The 17,403-nt window shown below is 48.4% G+C and carries 19 protein-coding genes and 1 other annotated feature; of the genes, 5 read left to right on the plus strand and 14 right to left on the minus strand.

Annotation, left to right across the window (positions count from 1 at the left end):
- Positions 1–83: 83 nt before the first annotated feature.
- The 6 genes from ACR1R9_RS20690 to ACR1R9_RS20715 all read right to left on the minus strand — a co-directional run bounded on the left by ACR1R9_RS20690 (position 84) and on the right by ACR1R9_RS20715 (position 3,297).
- Complete coding sequence (locus tag ACR1R9_RS20690; protein WP_310852227.1) at positions 84–218, minus strand: hypothetical protein; 135 nt, start codon at positions 216–218, stop codon at positions 84–86.
- Positions 219–304: 86 nt separating this feature from the next.
- The gene (gene tatC, locus ACR1R9_RS20695; protein WP_063564478.1) at positions 305–1,087 is read right to left on the minus strand and encodes a twin-arginine translocase subunit TatC; all 783 of its coding nucleotides are present in this window, start codon (positions 1,085–1,087) and stop codon (positions 305–307) included.
- Between the two features lie 78 nt (positions 1,088–1,165).
- Entirely contained in the window at positions 1,166–1,414 is a 249-nt protein-coding gene (gene tatA, locus ACR1R9_RS20700) for a twin-arginine translocase TatA/TatE family subunit (RefSeq protein WP_163756402.1), read from the minus strand.
- A gap of 202 nt (positions 1,415–1,616) precedes the next feature.
- Positions 1,617–2,102 carry a MogA/MoaB family molybdenum cofactor biosynthesis protein gene (locus tag ACR1R9_RS20705; protein ID WP_024630749.1) on the minus strand — a complete coding sequence of 162 codons (486 nt, stop codon included), beginning with the start codon at positions 2,100–2,102 and terminating at the stop codon, positions 1,617–1,619.
- Positions 2,103–2,139: 37 nt separating this feature from the next.
- On the minus strand, positions 2,140–2,643 hold the full coding sequence (gene moaC / locus ACR1R9_RS20710; RefSeq protein ID WP_433922847.1) for a cyclic pyranopterin monophosphate synthase MoaC: 504 nt from the start codon (positions 2,641–2,643) through the stop codon (positions 2,140–2,142).
- Between the two features lie 15 nt (positions 2,644–2,658).
- Positions 2,659–3,297, minus strand: a complete 639-nt coding sequence (locus tag ACR1R9_RS20715; protein WP_433922846.1) for a 5-formyltetrahydrofolate cyclo-ligase — start codon at positions 3,295–3,297, stop codon at positions 2,659–2,661.
- A gap of 278 nt (positions 3,298–3,575) precedes the next feature.
- On the opposite strand from ACR1R9_RS20715, the gene ACR1R9_RS20720 reads away from it, so the two are divergent.
- Positions 3,576–5,534, plus strand: coding sequence for an ABC-F family ATP-binding cassette domain-containing protein (locus ACR1R9_RS20720; RefSeq protein ID WP_433922845.1), 1,959 nt, complete (start codon positions 3,576–3,578; stop codon positions 5,532–5,534).
- A gap of 567 nt (positions 5,535–6,101) precedes the next feature.
- Here the strand turns inward: ACR1R9_RS20720 and ACR1R9_RS20725 are convergent.
- From ACR1R9_RS20725 to ACR1R9_RS20760, 8 genes are all read right to left on the minus strand, one after another.
- Positions 6,102–7,658, minus strand: coding sequence for a 2-isopropylmalate synthase (locus ACR1R9_RS20725; RefSeq protein ID WP_076291526.1), 1,557 nt, complete (start codon positions 7,656–7,658; stop codon positions 6,102–6,104).
- A 217-nt stretch (positions 7,659–7,875) separates the two neighbouring features.
- Positions 7,876–8,219: a binding site (T-box leader), on the minus strand.
- Positions 8,216–8,386 carry a hypothetical protein gene (locus ACR1R9_RS20730; protein WP_432206571.1) on the minus strand — a complete coding sequence of 57 codons (171 nt, stop codon included), beginning with the start codon at positions 8,384–8,386 and terminating at the stop codon, positions 8,216–8,218. It overlaps the preceding feature by 4 nt.
- A gap of 529 nt (positions 8,387–8,915) precedes the next feature.
- Positions 8,916–9,971 (minus strand): tRNA (adenosine(37)-N6)-threonylcarbamoyltransferase complex transferase subunit TsaD, encoded by a 1,056-nt coding sequence (gene tsaD, locus ACR1R9_RS20735; protein WP_310852222.1) that lies wholly within the window; start codon positions 9,969–9,971, stop codon positions 8,916–8,918.
- Positions 9,968–10,489, minus strand: coding sequence for a ribosomal protein S18-alanine N-acetyltransferase (rimI, locus tag ACR1R9_RS20740; RefSeq protein ID WP_076291524.1), 522 nt, complete (start codon positions 10,487–10,489; stop codon positions 9,968–9,970). Before rimI ends, tsaD begins: the two co-directional genes overlap by 4 nt.
- Before the next feature lie 237 nt (positions 10,490–10,726).
- Positions 10,727–11,575, minus strand: a complete 849-nt coding sequence (gene tsaB, locus ACR1R9_RS20745; RefSeq protein ID WP_433923674.1) for a tRNA (adenosine(37)-N6)-threonylcarbamoyltransferase complex dimerization subunit type 1 TsaB — start codon at positions 11,573–11,575, stop codon at positions 10,727–10,729.
- Between the two features lie 2 nt (positions 11,576–11,577).
- Entirely contained in the window at positions 11,578–12,060 is a 483-nt protein-coding gene (tsaE, locus tag ACR1R9_RS20750; protein ID WP_076291523.1) for a tRNA (adenosine(37)-N6)-threonylcarbamoyltransferase complex ATPase subunit type 1 TsaE, read from the minus strand.
- 193 nt (positions 12,061–12,253) lie between these two features.
- The gene (locus tag ACR1R9_RS20755; protein WP_053783520.1) at positions 12,254–12,430 is read right to left on the minus strand and encodes an H-type small acid-soluble spore protein; all 177 of its coding nucleotides are present in this window, start codon (positions 12,428–12,430) and stop codon (positions 12,254–12,256) included.
- Positions 12,431–12,435: 5 nt separating this feature from the next.
- Entirely contained in the window at positions 12,436–12,732 is a 297-nt protein-coding gene (locus ACR1R9_RS20760; protein WP_063564487.1) for a hypothetical protein, read from the minus strand.
- A 195-nt stretch (positions 12,733–12,927) separates the two neighbouring features.
- Here ACR1R9_RS20760 and ACR1R9_RS20765 point away from each other — a divergent pair, with 195 nt between their 5' ends.
- The 4 genes from ACR1R9_RS20765 (at position 12,928) to ACR1R9_RS20780 (ending at position 17,365) form a co-directional block, all read left to right on the plus strand.
- Positions 12,928–13,839, plus strand: coding sequence for a Ku protein (locus ACR1R9_RS20765; RefSeq protein ID WP_076291521.1), 912 nt, complete (start codon positions 12,928–12,930; stop codon positions 13,837–13,839).
- Between the two features lie 305 nt (positions 13,840–14,144).
- Positions 14,145–15,014, plus strand: a complete 870-nt coding sequence (locus ACR1R9_RS20770) for a VOC family protein (RefSeq protein ID WP_433922844.1) — start codon at positions 14,145–14,147, stop codon at positions 15,012–15,014.
- A gap of 219 nt (positions 15,015–15,233) precedes the next feature.
- Entirely contained in the window at positions 15,234–16,331 is a 1,098-nt protein-coding gene (locus ACR1R9_RS20775; protein ID WP_076291519.1) for a GerAB/ArcD/ProY family transporter, read from the plus strand.
- A gap of 68 nt (positions 16,332–16,399) precedes the next feature.
- Positions 16,400–17,365 (plus strand): RNA ligase family protein, encoded by a 966-nt coding sequence (locus ACR1R9_RS20780; protein WP_433922843.1) that lies wholly within the window; start codon positions 16,400–16,402, stop codon positions 17,363–17,365.
- Positions 17,366–17,403: the final 38 nt, after the last annotated feature.

A 17,403-nucleotide genomic window follows, 5' to 3' on the forward strand; every position in this document is an offset into this window, starting at 1 on the left:
CTGCGAGATTTTACGTTGTATTTACATGAACCCGGTCAAAAAACTCCCGATTGGCCTGCGTAAATGCCATAATACCTTATTACTTATTCCACAGAATCCGTAAGTCCTCCTGCATCGTTCTCAGTCAGCCCTTTTCCATTGTATCCATTGTTGAACATAATATGCCTGCTTGTCCCGTCCATCAGAATATATAACCGTAAAAGTTTGTCGCCTTTCATATCCCGGGTAAGAACTGACCGCCTTATCCCGGGACGGGCACCATGCAAAATTATTACGATTACAACATCCTATGGAATCTCTCTTGTTATACTGCGCTCTGCTTGTCCTCGGCACGGATGTAACGGGACTCAGCCTCTGCATCAGCTGCAAGCTGTTTGCGATACACAAAGCCAGACAGAAACACACTAATCTCATATAACAGTAACAACGGAATCATCACTAGAAAATCGGAAATAAAGTCAGGTGGTGTGACCACAACTGCAATGAAAATCAGGACAAAATAAGCGACTCTGCGCATTTTGCGAAGCCGGATCGGATTCAATATCCGCAGCCCTGTCAGGAACATAATAATTAACGGAAGTTCGAACAAAAGGGACACCGGCAGTACAATACCAAACAAAAAACTGAAATACTGCTTCATTCCGTAAGTCTCGACAAGCCCCATTTTTTCCGTAATCGATGAAGTAAAGGAAAGTGCCATCGGGAAAACAACGTAGTACGAGAAAGCTAACCCGATCAGAAATAACAGAAATACATAAGGTACATACTTCAACGTAGCTTTTCGCTCACGCGGGCGCAGACCTGGACTGACAAACTTCCAGAGCTGAAACACCGTAAACGGCAGCGTAATGACCAGCGAGAATAGTCCGGCAATCTTCATGTAGATGCCAATCCCGTCCCAGAACGAGAATGCATGCAGCACAAACCCCTGAGCAGTCTCTGCCTTCGTCAGATATTGATACACTGGATCTGCCACCAGAAAGCCTGCCACCAGTCCCAAAATAAAAATACTCAACACATAAATCAACCGCTTGCGCAGCTCACTCAAATGTTCTGTAAGCGTCATTTCTTCCTTCTGCTGCGTCATGCCTGCCCCCCATTGTTGCCAGCTTAAAATACAAAACCCTTCCGGCAGGAAGGGATTTCTCTTTCATTGCCGTCAAAGTTATTCCGGCAGGCGTTTATCCTCAGGCTTGTCTGCAGATGCAGTCTCAGATGCCAGCGGCTTCGCCTTTTCCTGTTCCTTGCGACTGGATGAATCATCATCCGAAATAATCTCACGTGCGCCTTCTTTGAATTCACGGAAAGTGCGTCCGACTGCCCGCCCCAATTCCGGAAGCTTGTTAGGTCCAAACAAAAGCAACGCGATAACGGCCAGCAAAATAAAACCTGTTGGTCCAATGGAACTTAACATTGATATTATTCCTCCTCATTTCAAGCTTCAAAGATGCACACGCTTGGCCATAGGCTCATAGATGTCATTGCTTCATTTTGAACTATGTCAATCATACCATAGATGTAACCACTTACATAACCCACATTATTCACAAAAGAGACCTCGACATCCAATCATTTCTCCCTGCTTGATTTCACACCCGCTACTATATGTTTCACTCTTATTGCTTGAACTGACCCGTAACCATCAGCAGCGCTTCCGGAAGCTGATCCATAATGGCCGCCAAATGCTCATGCACACCCTTCGGTGTACCTGGCAGGTTGACAATCAATGTACGTCCGCGAATGCCGCATACGCCGCGGAACAGCATGGCAGAACGATTCTTGCCCATGACACTGTATCTCATGGCTTCAGCCATGCCTGGAACTTCCCGTTCAATAACCCGCCTTGTCGCTTCTGGAGTAATATCACGAATCGCAAGCTCCGTTCCCCCAGTGGTCAATACCAAATCAGCGTGAAAATAATCTGTCATTTCAATCAAAGCCGCAATAATCTCATCGGGTTCATCCGGAACGATGCGGTACTCCACGATTTCCCCACCCAGTTCTTCTTCCACAAGTTCCCGGATCACTTGGGCACTCGTATCCTCACGTTCCCCGCGGGCCCCTTTGTCGCTGGCTGTCAGGATTGCTGTTCTCCACACCATAAAGATCACCCTTCTCCTCTATGAAAATAAATGTCCCTTATCGGCTGAAATCGCCGTTTTTGCCACCACTTTTGGAATTAAGCATGGTTGGACCGATAATCATATCTTTTTGCATGGCTTTACACATGTCATAGATCGTCAGTGCCGCAGCCGACGCCGCCGTGAGCGCCTCCATCTCGACACCTGTCTTCCCTTCGGTTTTGACCGTAACTTCAATCTGCAATTCATCGACACCGTTATCATGAAAACGAATATCCACACCCGTCAATGCCAATGGATGGCACATCGGAATCCAGTCCGACGTTTTCTTGGCGCCCTGAATACCCGCAATTTGGGCCACAGCCAGAACGTCACCTTTACCGATGCGGCCCTCCCGAATCGCTTCAAGCGTAGTCCGATTCATCGTCACTTTGGATACCGCAACAGCTGTACGCACGGTACTTTCCTTACCCGAAATATCAACCATCCGAGCTCGTCCCTGTTCATTAAAATGAGTCAGTTTACTGCCGGAAGCCTGGTCGTTATTTGTTTCTGAATTCAATCACATCACAACCCTTTATACGATATGTAATATACCTTCGGTTGTTATCAACAGATCAAGCCGCAGATCAAGCGGGTCCATCGGAATTTCATCTTGAAGCTGGCCTGGCAATACCAATGCAGCCATCAGTGGTCTTTTGTCCGTCATTGCACATTTCACTGCAAGTGTCTCGGCAAAACGATCATAATAACCGCCGCCATAACCAATGCGCCCTCCTTGAAGGTCATATCCTAGCCCCGGTACGATGACAAGATCGATATCCGGCCAGCTATCAGATTGCAGCACTTCACAGGAATTCTTGGGTTCAGGTATCCCCCATATTCCTGGCTGAATATCCTGTTCACCCATGACACGCCGCAACTCCATACGAGCCGGATTCGCCAGCACTTTCGGTGCGAGCATCCGATCCCCATGCTTCCAGCCTTCTTCAAATAAAAAGGCCGTAGATGCTTCGCTTCCATAAGACAAATAGCTGAAAATCATAAGCCGCTTGTTCCCCAGCTTCCATTTGTCCCGTCTAAGGCGCTCCAGCTCCCGCTTCGTCACATCATTGATCTCAGTCATCGCCTGCTGACGCATGCTTTCATCCATAAGATCCCGGCTCTGTCTCAGCTTGGAACGAAGACGGATTTTCTGTTCCGTATGATCCTGCATGTCCTTGAATAACCTCCTGTTGATCGGGAAGGTAAACTAGCTCTCAATTAAAACCATTTATATGTTATGCACCAGTTGTCATCGTGTTGGAATCGTTAAAATGATTCATTTTCTGCAAAATCCTCATGTATTAACATGCCTTCTTTCAGTTTATCATTGATTGACCAAAAAGACTACACGCCCCAGGCACTCCTAATCGGTGCAATTGCTCTGTATTTCATGTAAACTGGGATATAGTTGTCATATCAAGAACTGGACCTATGGAGGAACTTAATTTTATGCTGCTGCAAGTATCCGGAATTATCAAACGTTTTGGTGTCGATCCAATCCTGGACGGCGTGAACTTACAAATATTAGAACGCGAGCGCATCGGCCTCGTTGGTGTTAACGGCGCAGGAAAATCCACTTTGCTCAAAATTGTAGCAGGGGAAATGTCCTATGATGGTGGACAGATTTTCAAATCCAAGGAAACAACGCTTGGTTACCTCGCCCAGAACAGCGGACTGCAATCCGATCGCTCCATATGGGAAGAAATGATGAACGTATTCGCCCATCTGACCCAGGCTGAAGCGGATTTGCGCCAGATGGAACAGGATATTGCCGACCCCGCACAGATGGAAGACGAAAAAAAATACGCCGATCTGCTTGAACGTTATGCCAAACGCTCGGACTGGTTCAAGGATCATGGCGGTTATGAGATGGAAACCCGTATTCGCAGTGTACTTCACGGGATGGGCTTCGGTGAATTTTCACCAGATACTCAGATTGCCACACTGAGCGGCGGACAAAAGACACGTCTTGCGCTTGCTCGCATTTTGCTTCAGGCCCCTGACCTACTCATGCTGGACGAGCCTACCAACTATCTCGACATCGCCACCCTCACGTGGCTGGAAGACTACCTCAGAGGTTATTCAGGCGCCTTGCTGGTTGTATCCCATGACCGGTATTTCCTTGACCGGCTTGTAACAACCATCGTGGAGATCGAACGACACCGCTCCAGAAAATATACGGGCAATTACAGCCGATACATGGAACTGAAAGCTGCCGAGTACGAAAGCCAGATGAAGCAATATGAGAAACAACAGGATGAAATCTCCAAAATGGAGGACTTTGTTCAGAAGAATATCGTACGTGCTTCAACGACCAAACGGGCACAGAGCCGCCGCAAGGCACTCGATAAGATGGAACGGCTCGACAAACCGATGGGAGATCTGAAGAAAGCTCATTTCTCTTTTGAAACGGCTGTCATGTCCGGTAAAGAAGTGCTCCGTGTGGATCAGCTGTCCGTTGCCTACGATGAGGCTTCGCCGTTGTTCCGCAATGTATCTTTTGATCTAAGACGCGGGGAAACGGTTGCTTTGATCGGTCCAAACGGTATAGGTAAATCCACCTTGCTGAAATGTCTCACCGGAAGTTTGCGTCCTGTAAGCGGTGATATCCAATGGGGAACCAAGGTGCAGATTGGCTATTATGATCAGGAGCAGACGGGACTTAATCCTTCCAATACGGTATTGGAAGAGCTGTGGAGTGCCTATCCAGGCATGGAGGAAGCACGGATTCGTACGGTGCTAGGCAACTTCCTGTTCAGTGGAGATGATGTACTCAAAAAAATCTCATCGCTCAGCGGTGGTGAAAAAGCACGTGTCTCCCTCTCCAAGCTCATGCTCAAGGAAGCCAATATGCTCATTCTGGATGAGCCTACGAACCATCTCGACCTGTTCGCCAAAGAAGTACTTGAAGCAGCACTGATGGACTATGAAGGCACGTTGCTGTTCATCTCGCATGACCGGTATTTCCTCAATAAAATGGCTGAACGCATTGTTGAACTTCATCCGGGTGGAACAGAACATTACCTGGGCAATTATGATGACTATGTGGAGAAGAAACAGGAGCTTGAAGATATCGCTCGCGAAGCGGCTGAAGCACGCCTTGCCTCTTCCAAAAACTCGGCTAAATCTGATCCAGCCCTATCCTCAACCGAAAAATCCGGAGCCGCCTCATTCGAAGCGGACAAGCAGGCCAAACGCGAAGAACGTAACCGCCAGCGCAAGCAGGAAGCTCTGGAACAACAGATTGCGAAGCTGGAAACGGAGATTACGGAGCTTGAGGCTCAGATGGCCCTGCCTGAAATATATCAGGACTACATGAAGCTGCAAGAACTCCAGGAGAAAGCAGAGGATCACAAGCTTCAACTGGCCAAGGCTTATGAAGAGTGGGAAGAATTAGCTTTGGAATAAAATTGGACCATTCCAGTGCATTTCCTGCTGCCATGCGGCGTGGAACATTTAACAATACTTAAAAGCTGATTCCTTGACGGAATCAGCATTTTTTTTAATGATAAACCGTAGAGTTTTGACAAGGGTGTTTGCATAATTGTCAAATTCACTCGAATCATGGAAATTATTTTTCTGTTGATTACCTTCCCCTTTATCCACAAGAAAGCAATATAGCAAGCAACTTAATCAACTTAATTATACGGCGGTAGAATAGCTTTTTTTGCACAAAAACCATATTTATCCACCAAGTTATCCACTTTATCCACAACTTTGTGGATATAACAGGGAACTTCTATCCCCTAAAGACATTTATTTTCGAAAACATTACTGGTTTGGGTTTGCTAGAGTTACCCACAAATTATCCTGAATATGTGGATAACTATAATCACATCTTGACAAACCTATCCTGGCCCTCATATTTCATCTCCTATAAAAGGACAAAAGCAGACCTCTGTATTTAAGGTCTGCCTCTCGTTTGCTTTTGAATACAAAGCACAAAGTTATGTGGTGTGATATGCGGAAGTAATATTACGCGTGCACTGATTCATCACTTTCAGTAGACTCCGCCTTCAGTCCGGCCGCATTGCATGCTGCTACATAAGCCAGACCGGCTGCCATGACAATATCATTGTGCGTGGCAGTTCCTCTGAATTCACGTCCAGCACGCTCCACGGTAACCGCAGCTTCTGCACTCGCAGCCTCTCCTCCGCTCAGTGCGTGCATTTCCATATCGACAAACGTAATGTCGTCCGAGATACTTTGACCAATCGCTCGAATCGTTGCATCTACCGGACCACCGCCAACCGCAGAATAGGATTGCTCCCCTGCGCTCGTGCGAATGCGAACTGCTGCCATTCGATCCGTCATGCTGCCCGCCGTAACCTGCAATTCAACCAGTTCATAATCCTGCGCAGGAATATTCATGGTCTGACTCACCATCTGCAATAACTGGTCATCACTGACCACTTTCTGTTGATCGGCAGTTTCTTTAAATATCTCATACAGCTGTTCCATTTGCTGCTCATCGGGTTCAAAGCCATATTTGCGAACCCGATCTTTCAAAGCGTGACGCCCGGAATGTTTGCCCAGAATAATCATACTGCGTGGAATACCCAGCGCTTCCGGGTCCATAATCTCATACGTACTCCGATTCTTAAGCAGACCATCCTGGTGAATACCAGACTCATGCTGGAAGGCATTGCGCCCTACTACCGGTTTGTTGTAGGCAATTGGGAAATGCATCGCACGACTAATCTGACGGGATGTCTCATACATCTGGTTCAGTTTGATATTTGTCGTTGCGCCAATAACATCTCCCCGCGTCTCCAGAGCCATAATCAGCTCCTCCAATGCACAGTTACCCGTCCGTTCTCCCACACCGTTGATGGTTACTTCGATCTGGGAAGCACCGTTGGCAATCGCAGCCAGACTGTTGGCAACCGCGAGACCCAAATCATTATGACAGTGTGCGCTGTATCGAACCTTATCTCCACCTCTTGCTCCCTCACGTACCTGACGGAACATCTCTCCATATTCATGCGGCAGTGCGTACCCGACCGTATCTGGCAAATTGATAATACTTGCTCCCGCTTCAATGGCTACTTCAACCATTTCGATCAGATCATCCATCTTCGTACGAGCCGCATCCATGGCAGTGAATTCCACAATATCCGTGAACTGACGAGCATAGGAGACCATCTCCCGGGCGGTAGCTACGACTTCACTGCGCGGACGGCGCAATTGATGCTCTATATGGATGTCCGAAGAGGAGATAAACAGATGAATACGACGGCGTGCTGCGTCAGCCGTTGCTCGAACGGCTGCATCAATATCCCCTTTGACCGCACGCGCGAATCCGCAAATCTCCACGTTTTGCAGTTGTCTGGAAATCGCCTGAACCGCCGCGAACTCACCTGGACTTGAGATCGGGAATCCAGGCTCGATGACGTCAATGCCCAGAGAAGCCAACTGATGTGCCAGTTCAATTTTTTGTTCAGGCTGCAGACTCGCTCCCGGTGCTTGTTCTCCATCGCGCAGTGTTGTATCAAAAATCTCAATCATGCGTTTGTTATTGTTCGTTGTCATATTCATCAACCTCCATCAAATTTGAATGTATATTGGTTATTGTGGGGATGTGAACGAGATGTTCATTTCCCGTTTTCTATGTTTATTCATTTTGTATTCCATGCCGATGTACACGTCGACTTGCACGCCGGACATATTTCTTTGTCTAAACCATAATTATTGATTCCCATCGCCCACCCTGCTGCCGGCAGCAAACACAAATAACCCGCCATCTCATCTAAGAGACGGCGGGTTATTATCCCTCCGCGGTACCACTCTTGCTTGATGGTCCAGGCTTGCGCCAGGCACCATCCACCTCGTCGTCTCCAGCCAAGATCCATTGCAGCTGCGTACGCAACAATAACAACCGATCCAGCCGGAGAAACACCTTATAACGGAGGTTAACCGTTGCTGTGTACCACAATGCCCTGTTGGTTATAGGACAAGGGATGAGACATAGTCTCATCTGTTTCCACAGCTCCGTTCCCGGGCGAGATTCGAACGATTCCAGCCACTGCGTCGCACCACCCCGCAGCTCTCTGTGCGCTTTATCGTTTTACTGCTCCCGTTCATTACATTTATGATATATGACCATGAATTTCATCACCATTTTGAAAATCAAAAAAGCCTGCCATCTCCTGCAATAATGCAAGAGACGACAGGCTGTTCACCTTCGCGGTACCACTCTTGTTGACTTTCATTTCCTTCGAGCTGATCCTGTATGCGTCCATACCATTATCATTGCCCAAAGTGACAAAAGCCCCCTCAGTTATTGTTGATCTTCTACCGATATGTCATCCGGATTCCATCAACAACGGCCCATTCACGGAGGCAACCCGTAACCATGTACTTTGGGCCATCATCGGCCTTCGGCTTCTCCCAGGGAGTTACCGTGTTCCATCGTTCCGCTTCCAGGTGAGTTTCAGGTTTCCTTCGACTGCGTTGCACCACCCCGCAGCTCTCTATGACCGGGAAATACCCTACTGTTCCTGTTCATTGCGTTTCAGTTCAGGAATCTATATAAGTCAACAAATGAATATTTACACTGGCGCTCCGATGACAGAACAACCTTCCGATCGCTGTTATCCCCAGATTTCTTTGATTCCCTTCTCTAAGAGGGAAAATCCGGTGATAAAGGCGAACGCTTCGCTTCTTCAGGTTATTTCTGTCCTCTCCGCTATCGTGTAAATGTTTAGTTGAACATATCGTATTCCTGTTTTAATTTGTAATTAATATACAGTCTTCACTTGAGACTGTCAAGTATATACATGAATCATTCTAGAGCGATTGAACAGACCATGCTTCAAGTGAAAGTCCAGGATCAGCTTTGGCATCGAATTCCGAGATTTCTCCCCGCTGCCACTTCAAATACGCGGCAGCTCCAATCATCGCTGCATTGTCGGTGCAATACTCCATCGGCGGGATCAGCAATTCGAGCCCTTCCTTCGCACAACGCTCCTGCAAAGCAGAACGCAATCCCCGGTTTGCCGCGACGCCACCGCATAACAGCAATTGACGTGATCCGTACTCACGGACAGCCCTTACTGCTTTTTCTACCAGCACTTCGACGACAGATTCCTGGAATCCCCGTGCCACAGCAGATGGTTCAAGCGTTTCTCCGCGCATTTTGGCTTGATTCAAAACATTCAGTACAGCAGACTTCAGACCGCTAAGGCTGAAATCATAGGAATCGGCTTCCAGCCAGACACGAGGCAAAGGTACCGCCTGCTCTGCTTCAGCAGCCATCCGGTCCACATGTGGTCCTCCCGGATAGGGACAACCCAGTGCACGCGCCACTTTGTCATAAGCCTCGCCTACAGCATCGTCACGCGTACGTCCGATCAGTTTGAACTTTCCTTCGGATTCCATATGCACAAGCTCGGTATGACCACCTGAAACCACCAGTGCCATTGCTGGATATTGCAGCTCATGGGTAAGTCTGTTGGCATAGATATGTCCCGCAATATGATGTGTGCCAATGAGCGGTTTGCCAAGTGCCATGGCCATGGTTTTCGCTGCCACGATGCCGACCAGCAATGCACCAACCAGCCCAGGCCCTTGTGTCACGGCGATCGCACTCAGATCACGCGGACGGATGCCGGATTGCTCAATAGCCTGTTCCAACATCAATGTAATGACTTCCACGTGTTTACGCGAAGCGACTTCAGGCACAACCCCGCCAAATGCCTTATGAGTCTCAATCTGACTGGAGATCAGATTGGACAGCACTTCCCGTCCATCCTTGACTACCGCTACGGATGTTTCATCACAGCTTGTCTCCACTGCCAATATATAAGATGGTGCTGAACTTACCTTTTCATTGAAATCCTTCATGAATCCGTTACGCTTCCTTCCTCTTCGCCGCTCCGGCTCGCAGGCGGCAAATTCGCCCACATAATCATCGCATCTTCCCCATTGTCGGAGTAATACCCTTTACGAAGACCAGCCGATTCAAACCCTTTTTTCTGATACAAGCTCTGGGCAATCCGATTCGAAACCCTGACTTCCAGCGTCATTCGTTCCATCCCGAGATAAGCCGCCGTTTTCATCAATTCGTCCAGCAGCTTCTCACCGAGCTTGCGCCCACGATAAGCTTCCCGGACTGCAATATTGGTAATGTGGGCTTCATCCATAATTGTCCACATACCGGCATAGCCGATCGCCGTACCTTCCAATTCCATGACCATATATTTAGCAAAATGATTGTGTGTCAATTCATTTTGAAATGCTTCTTCCGTCCAGGGCAGGGTGAAGGCTTCATGTTCAATAATCATTACATCGGGAATATCACCCAAAGTCATGAACCTGAACTGAAGCGCTGCTTCCTGCGCGTCATTCTCCACGTTGTCCATCTGCTTCCCCTCCCTTTTAGTGCGTGTTCAAAAAGACCGGTTTTCAGTACCGAGAAGATGGGATGAAGCTAGAAATGGAGTAGCGGAGCGTAGGGAAACTACGTGAGCAACTACAATGTTTCCGAAGGAAACATACTTCGTAAGCATCCGCTTATTTCCGCTGAATTCCATATTCCATGCTGATGATGCCACTAGGCATCCTTCGTAATCAAAAGCGGACTTTTTGAACAACCTCTTTTAGCCTTTGCGCAGCAGATTGGCTTCCGCTTCAGCCAGCTGGGTGTAGTTGGGCACGAGTGCATGCACGTCACCTCGCTGACCTGCAAGCAGCGCCTCGGCGCCTAAGCGCCCAATCCAGCGGCCCTCCAGCTCATAGGGTACGAGCTGGAGCGCCGTTCCTGCGGGGCAGCGAAGCTCAGCCGCTGCCGCAGCATGCGGGCCCGTCTCGCCGACAATCCAGACGGCAGCGGGCCGCTCTTCCGGCGCCGCTTCCGCCATGCGGGCGGCAAGGGCTTCCAGCCATCCGTCTACCATACGGATGGCATCTGGCGCCAGCCGCCGGGGTGCAGCGCTCCCGGCGGAGGCAAACAGCGCGGTATAGGCTTGGCCGCGCCGTGCATCCACGAGCGGAACGATCCAGTGGACAGGGGCGGCACCGGTGCCGCCCTGGTCTGCGGATAGCGTTCCGCCAGCCCCTGCTGCGGCATCCTCTGCCGCAGCTTCGGCCTTGGCGGCGAGGCCGCTGTGCCAGCCGCCCCAGGCCAGGGCCTGAAGGCTGGACACCCCGACAACGGGGATGTCCCACGCCCAGGCTAGCGTCTTCGCCGCGGTCACCGCAATACGGATGCCCGTGTACGAGCCCGGGCCAATGCCGACGGCAATGCCGTCCAGCTGTCCCGGCTGCGTGCTGCTGGCTTCCAGCAGCTGCTCCATTACAGGCACGACGTGTACCGAATGATTGCGTTCTGCCCGTTCATTGCGTTCTTCCAGAAGGGCGTGGCCTTCCATCACTGAGGCTGCCATCACCGCAGTCGAGGTATCCAACGCCAAAAACCGCTGGCGCGGCTGTTTTTGTAAATCTTCCATCATCATTTGACTCCATTCTGTCTGAACTGTCGGCACATGGCAGCATAAGTCTCGCCATACCCATCCAGCGTAATCGTTCGATCCTCCGGGCCCGTCGTCTCGATCTGCACATGCAGGTGTTCCTGTGGCAGTAATTCGGGAATGATGCTGGACCATTCCACCAGACTAACTCCGGTTCCATAGAAATACTCATCCAGTCCAAGCTCGTCCGCTTCTTCCAGTGATATGCGATACACATCCATGTGATACAAGGGCAGGCGCCCTTCGTATTCCTTGATCAATGTAAACGTGGGGCTGTTAACCACATCACGTACACCCAAATGCCACGCAAACTTTTGTGAAAATGCCGTTTTGCCCGCGCCCAGATCACCGTCTAGTGCAATCACCATGCCGGCGGTTGCCTGTTCAGCGAGTGCGGACGCGAGTACTTCTGTATCTGCAATGCCATGGGAGTGATACACCCACTGCTCATGCGTCTGATTCAATATACGCCCCACCTTTGGCGGTCAAGCCGCCTGAGTTCACTTTGAACTTTATTATATCGGTCCCATTCTCACCCCGCAACATCGAAGGATCAGAAGCAGAACGGAAGATAGGCCACCATTCACACGAATGACAAATAAACCGGCACCTGACGGCACCGGCCTTTCCTAGACATCCTTTACCAGATGTTCTCTTTTACTCTTCCAAACGGTCTACACGTACCGTCTGGGTATTCCCCGGTCTGCTGCCCACCTGCACCGTTGCCATGCCATTGGCTTCATCCACATTTTCGATCCAAACCGGATCTCCTTCCAATGTAACAGCAATCGTGTCTTTGGAATCATAAATGGCTTTCGCTCGTTTCACATCCATCATTATTATTCATACTCCCCTTCCGGATCATCATGCGATTCCCGCACCATGCTATCTGTTGTACTCTCACCAATATATCCGTTATCTTCTGTAACTTGTCCACCGCCCAGACCTTCATTCACCATCCGGTCAATGTCCAGCATAAACGACTCCCTGTCAAGCGGCAGCTCTTCTGAGGTGATAGCCTCCCAGTTAACCGCTGTTGCAGGTGTATGAAAACCTTCAGACCCTTCCGACTCGGCACGAGGATACGGAGAGAACGTATGGGCGTGAGCTTCAGCTTCGTCTCGTTTGTTCTTCATAGGGGTACCTCCTGACGTGATAGTTAATACCTAACATCATCCTCTTTCAAAACAACAATATAAGCGAAAATCTTCAAGGATGTTTCTGTTATCATCCCCCACTCTTTCTGAAGCATACCGATCCGGGAAAATAGGGTTATCCCGCCCGTGAAATGCCCATACTATACCTAAAATGTTCTCGGAAAGGAGCCGTTCATGCATACAGTCTGGAAAGGTGCCATTAGCTTTGGTCTGGTTCATGTTCCTGTCAAAATGTTTTCGGCTACCGAAGACAAAGACATCTCCATGCGTTACATTCACAAAGTCTGCGGCAGTCCACTTGCTTATGTACGTAAATGTCCTTCCTGTGAAGTTGAGGTTCAATGGGAAGAGATCACCAAAGGATATGAATATGAGAAAGGCAAATTCGTCTTGTTCGAAAAGGACGAGCTTGAAGCGTTAAATGATTCCAGCAGCAAAACCATTACCATTCTGGATTTTGTGGATTTAACGGAGATCGATCCGATTTATTTTCAAAAAACGTATTACCTCTCTCCCGATCAAGCGGGAGGAAACGCCTACCAGCTATTAATGACAGCCATGCGGGATACAGGAAAGATTGGCATCGCCAAGATATCCATTCGCTCCAAAAGTAGTTTGGCCGCCATTCGTGTGCTGGACGATTGCCTCTCCATGGAAACCATTTTCTATCCAGACGAGATTCGTCCCGTCTCTCAGGTTCCCAACCTGCCCGAGGTTCTAAACGTAAACGAGAAGGAATTGACGATGGCCAAATTACTGATCGATCAGTTATCTACTCCTTTTGAACCTGGTAAATATACGGACGACTACCGCGCCAAACTGCTGGATCTGATCAATCACAAAGTAGCCGGTGAAGAAATCAAAATTGCCCCTGCTAAACCGGAAGCGAATGTCATGGATCTCATGGCAGCACTGCAAGCAAGTATTGAAGCTGTGAAGCCCATTCCAACCGATCCCGGAACCACCACAGCCAAACCTAAGAAACGTGCTCCCAAGAAAACTTCAGTCCAAGCAGCAGCTGGAGGAGAAACAGAGACTCCTGCTCCTGCCAAAAGAAAGAAGGCTGCTCCTAAACCCAAGGCGTAAACAGCAAACAACACAGGATTCACTTGTCACTAACATCAACATTGGAGATCCGGCCATGCAGCCGGATTTTTGTTTTGTACTCCATAATTGAAGTAATACTCAACCAAGAATGAATATACCAAAATCGAAAATACAATTGACGAAAGTTGATTTATATTTTATATTAACTTATGAAAAGTAACTTATTTATAAATGTACAGTTAGGCCTCATAACTATATGAACTATGACATTACAATAGCCCTATTCCATTGCCAATAAGTGAACCGCAACAATTCAACTAAACTTTATACAGGAGGAATTCCTTATGACTTCTACTTATCAAATCCCTGCTACAACCCATCTGGGTGAAGTAAGTTTGCGAATCAGCAATTTGGATCGATCCATTCAATTTTATACCGAAGTGGTCGGACTGAAACTGCTTGAACGCAGCGACAAAGTCGCTACCCTGACAGCCGATGGAAAGCAGTCTCTTCTGCGCCTTGAGCAGTTGACCGATACAGTAACGATGCCTGTTCGCTCCACTTCAGGTCTGTATCACTTCGCCATCCTGCTGCCTGACCGCAAATCGCTGGGCCTTGCTCTTCGTAATCTGGCTGAATCCGGCATCGAAATTGGTCAAGGTGATCATCTGGTCAGTGAAGCATTCTACATTTCCGATCCAGATCAGAACGGTATCGAAATCTATGCAGACCGTGCCCGCGACACCTGGAAGCGAGATTCAGAAAATAACTACATTATGTCAAGTGATCCTGTTGATGTAGACAGCCTGTTTGCTCTCGCCGCGAACGAACCTTGGCAGGGATTACCAGCCGGAACGGTCATTGGTCATGTTCACTTCCATGTACGCAGTCTGGAAGAGTCACGCCGTTTCTACACAGGAGTACTTGGATTCGATATCGTTGGTAACTTCGCCAACATGTCCGCCCTGTTTGTATCGGCTGGCGGTTATCACCATCACATCGGACTGAACATTTGGGCTGGTACAGGCGCCCCTGTAAATCCGGCCAATGCGACAGGCATTGACTACTTCACCATCATTTATGACGGAAAAGAACAATTGGAACAAGCTCTAGAACAACTACGTCAATCCAACACATCGATTGAACAGCATGGTAAGGACTGGTTTACTATAGACCCACAGAATATTCGTATTCGCTTAACTTCAACGAATTAAGACGGGGAATCTGTGACGTAAACGTTGTGCCTTAAGTTGATTACAATCTGATTAGCCCGGACATCAATTTCCTCGCTCTAACCATGGGGAAATCCGTTGTCCGGGCTTTTTTGCCTACTTTTTTATGTAGATCTATTCCTTTACCCATTTCCTAATAAAATTGGTGCAATTGGCGTATCCTAACCAAATATCTAGATCGACATGCGAAGGAGAACCCACATGATTGAAAAGGGGCGTTTAACTGTAAGACAACTGGGCTCACTGATGTTCTTATGCACGATAGGTGAACAGATTATCGTCTTCCCCTCAATGGTTACCTCATATGCGCATCAGGATGCATGGATATCCGCATTAATGGGGGTTGCCGGGGGAGCAGGGGTACTGTCCATCATGCTCGTTGTATACAAACTTCAGCCCCGCATGAATCTGATCCAACATGCATTGTATACGCTTGGCCCCTGGATTGGGGCGTTCATCAGCTGTTTTTATCTATTCTATTTTCTAATGGGTACATCTGCATTCATAAGAGAAATTGGGGATTTCATGACGACCCAGATCCTGCCTGAATCTCCCCTCTTCATTGTGAGTTTGCTTTTTGTTTGTACTCTTGCCTGGGGACTCTTTTCTGGTCTGGAACCCATAGGCAGAAGTGCCGAGGTACTTCTGCCCTTGATCGTGCTGTTCCTGCTCATTCTGACCGTCTGTCTATTCCCGCATTCGCATCTGGACAACATCAAGCCCGTGCTTGCAGAAGGCTTTCTGAATCCCTTTAAAGGCTTTGTCGCTGTGCTTACCTATCCTTATTGTGAATTGTGCATCTTTCTTATGCTCTTTCCTTATGCCAAAAAGGAAGCACATTGGGAAAAGGATATCCTTCTAGCAGCCATCATAGGGGGATTGATGCTTACCCTAACGCTAACCATCTGTCTGCTGGTCATGGGTCCATTTATGACGCAGCACCATTGGTTTGCAGCATTTAATCTGTCGCTGAAGATCAATATAGGCAACTTTTTGCAGCGGATTGAGGCCTTTATGGCTTCCGTCTGGATAATTGCCGTCTTTTTCAAGAGCATTCTGTTCTTCTACAGCTTTGTACTCGGAATCACTCATCTCTTCAAACTGTCCAGCTATCGTCCACTCATTTTGCCTGGCGCCATGTTGATTCTGTCCATGTCCATTGTGCTAGCACCCAACGAAAATTTCTATCTCAAAGTTGTTATTCCGTATTGGATTGATTGGGATTTGACTTGTGGTATCGCGATTCCTTTACTGCTTATTATGGTACATAAGCTGAAAGCACGGCTGCGGAAGAGCTAAACCTGCCCTACTCAACTTAGAGGATCAACCTCCAGGCAGATTTGAAAGAGGAAAGGAGTTTTAAGCACATGTTCAATCCCCTGGTTCCTTTTGAACCTATATCTCGAGCTGTGATCCCTACCGGGCAAAATTGGATTGCCCAAATCAAATGGGATGGGGTCCGCATGCTTGCTTACGAGGACGGAGAGGGAATTCAGTTAATTAATCGCAGATTGCACAACCGAACTGCACAATATCCTGAGCTGGTTCAGCCACGCAACCTATGCTCCGTCCCTTCTTATATTTTGGATGGAGAGATTATTGCCCTTGATCCGGATACAGGAAAACCGTCCTTCTATCACGTGCTGCGGCGAGATCGCATGAGCAGACCGGATGGCATTGCCCAAGCTGTAAACCAGATTCCGGTGACTTATATGGTATTTGATATTCTTTACTGCGATGGAGAATGGGTCACAGATCAGCCACTTGCAGATCGTCAGCGTCTGCTGCACCAAGTTCTGAATTCTGCTCCACATGTTCAAGAGGTGACTAACACGACCGATCCCGACGCCCTGCTCACTGTGATGAGACAGCACCAGATGGAGGGAATTGTATGTAAAGACCTTGCCAGTACCTATGGAATCAACGGCAAAGATCAACGCTGGCAGAAGGTTAAGATTTTCCACGACCTATATGCCATGATTGGAGGGGTCACCTACCGCAGCGGCTTCGTCAATGCAATTGCAGTCGGTGTATATGATGGGCCTAACTTTGTCTATATTGGTCATGTCGGCACTGGTAAATTGAACTCGGACTCCTGGCGTAAACTAACCGAAGAAGTACAACCTCTTATTCGTAAGGATAGACCTTTTCATAACATACCCGAGAGAAGCGCGGAGACGACATGGGTTGAACCACATATCGGCGTCAAAGTGCAATTCATGGAACTCACCCACCATCTTACCCTACGTCACCCAAGCATCCAGGCTTTTGCTTTGGTAAAGCGAGATGAGTGTGCGATCAGCCAGATCAGTCATCTTATCCCTGAACGATAAACGACTTTCACCATACACCCGATACATCAAAAAGGCTT

This window comes from Paenibacillus taichungensis, assembly GCF_050994985.1.
Taxonomy (GTDB): domain Bacteria; phylum Bacillota; class Bacilli; order Paenibacillales; family Paenibacillaceae; genus Paenibacillus; species Paenibacillus taichungensis.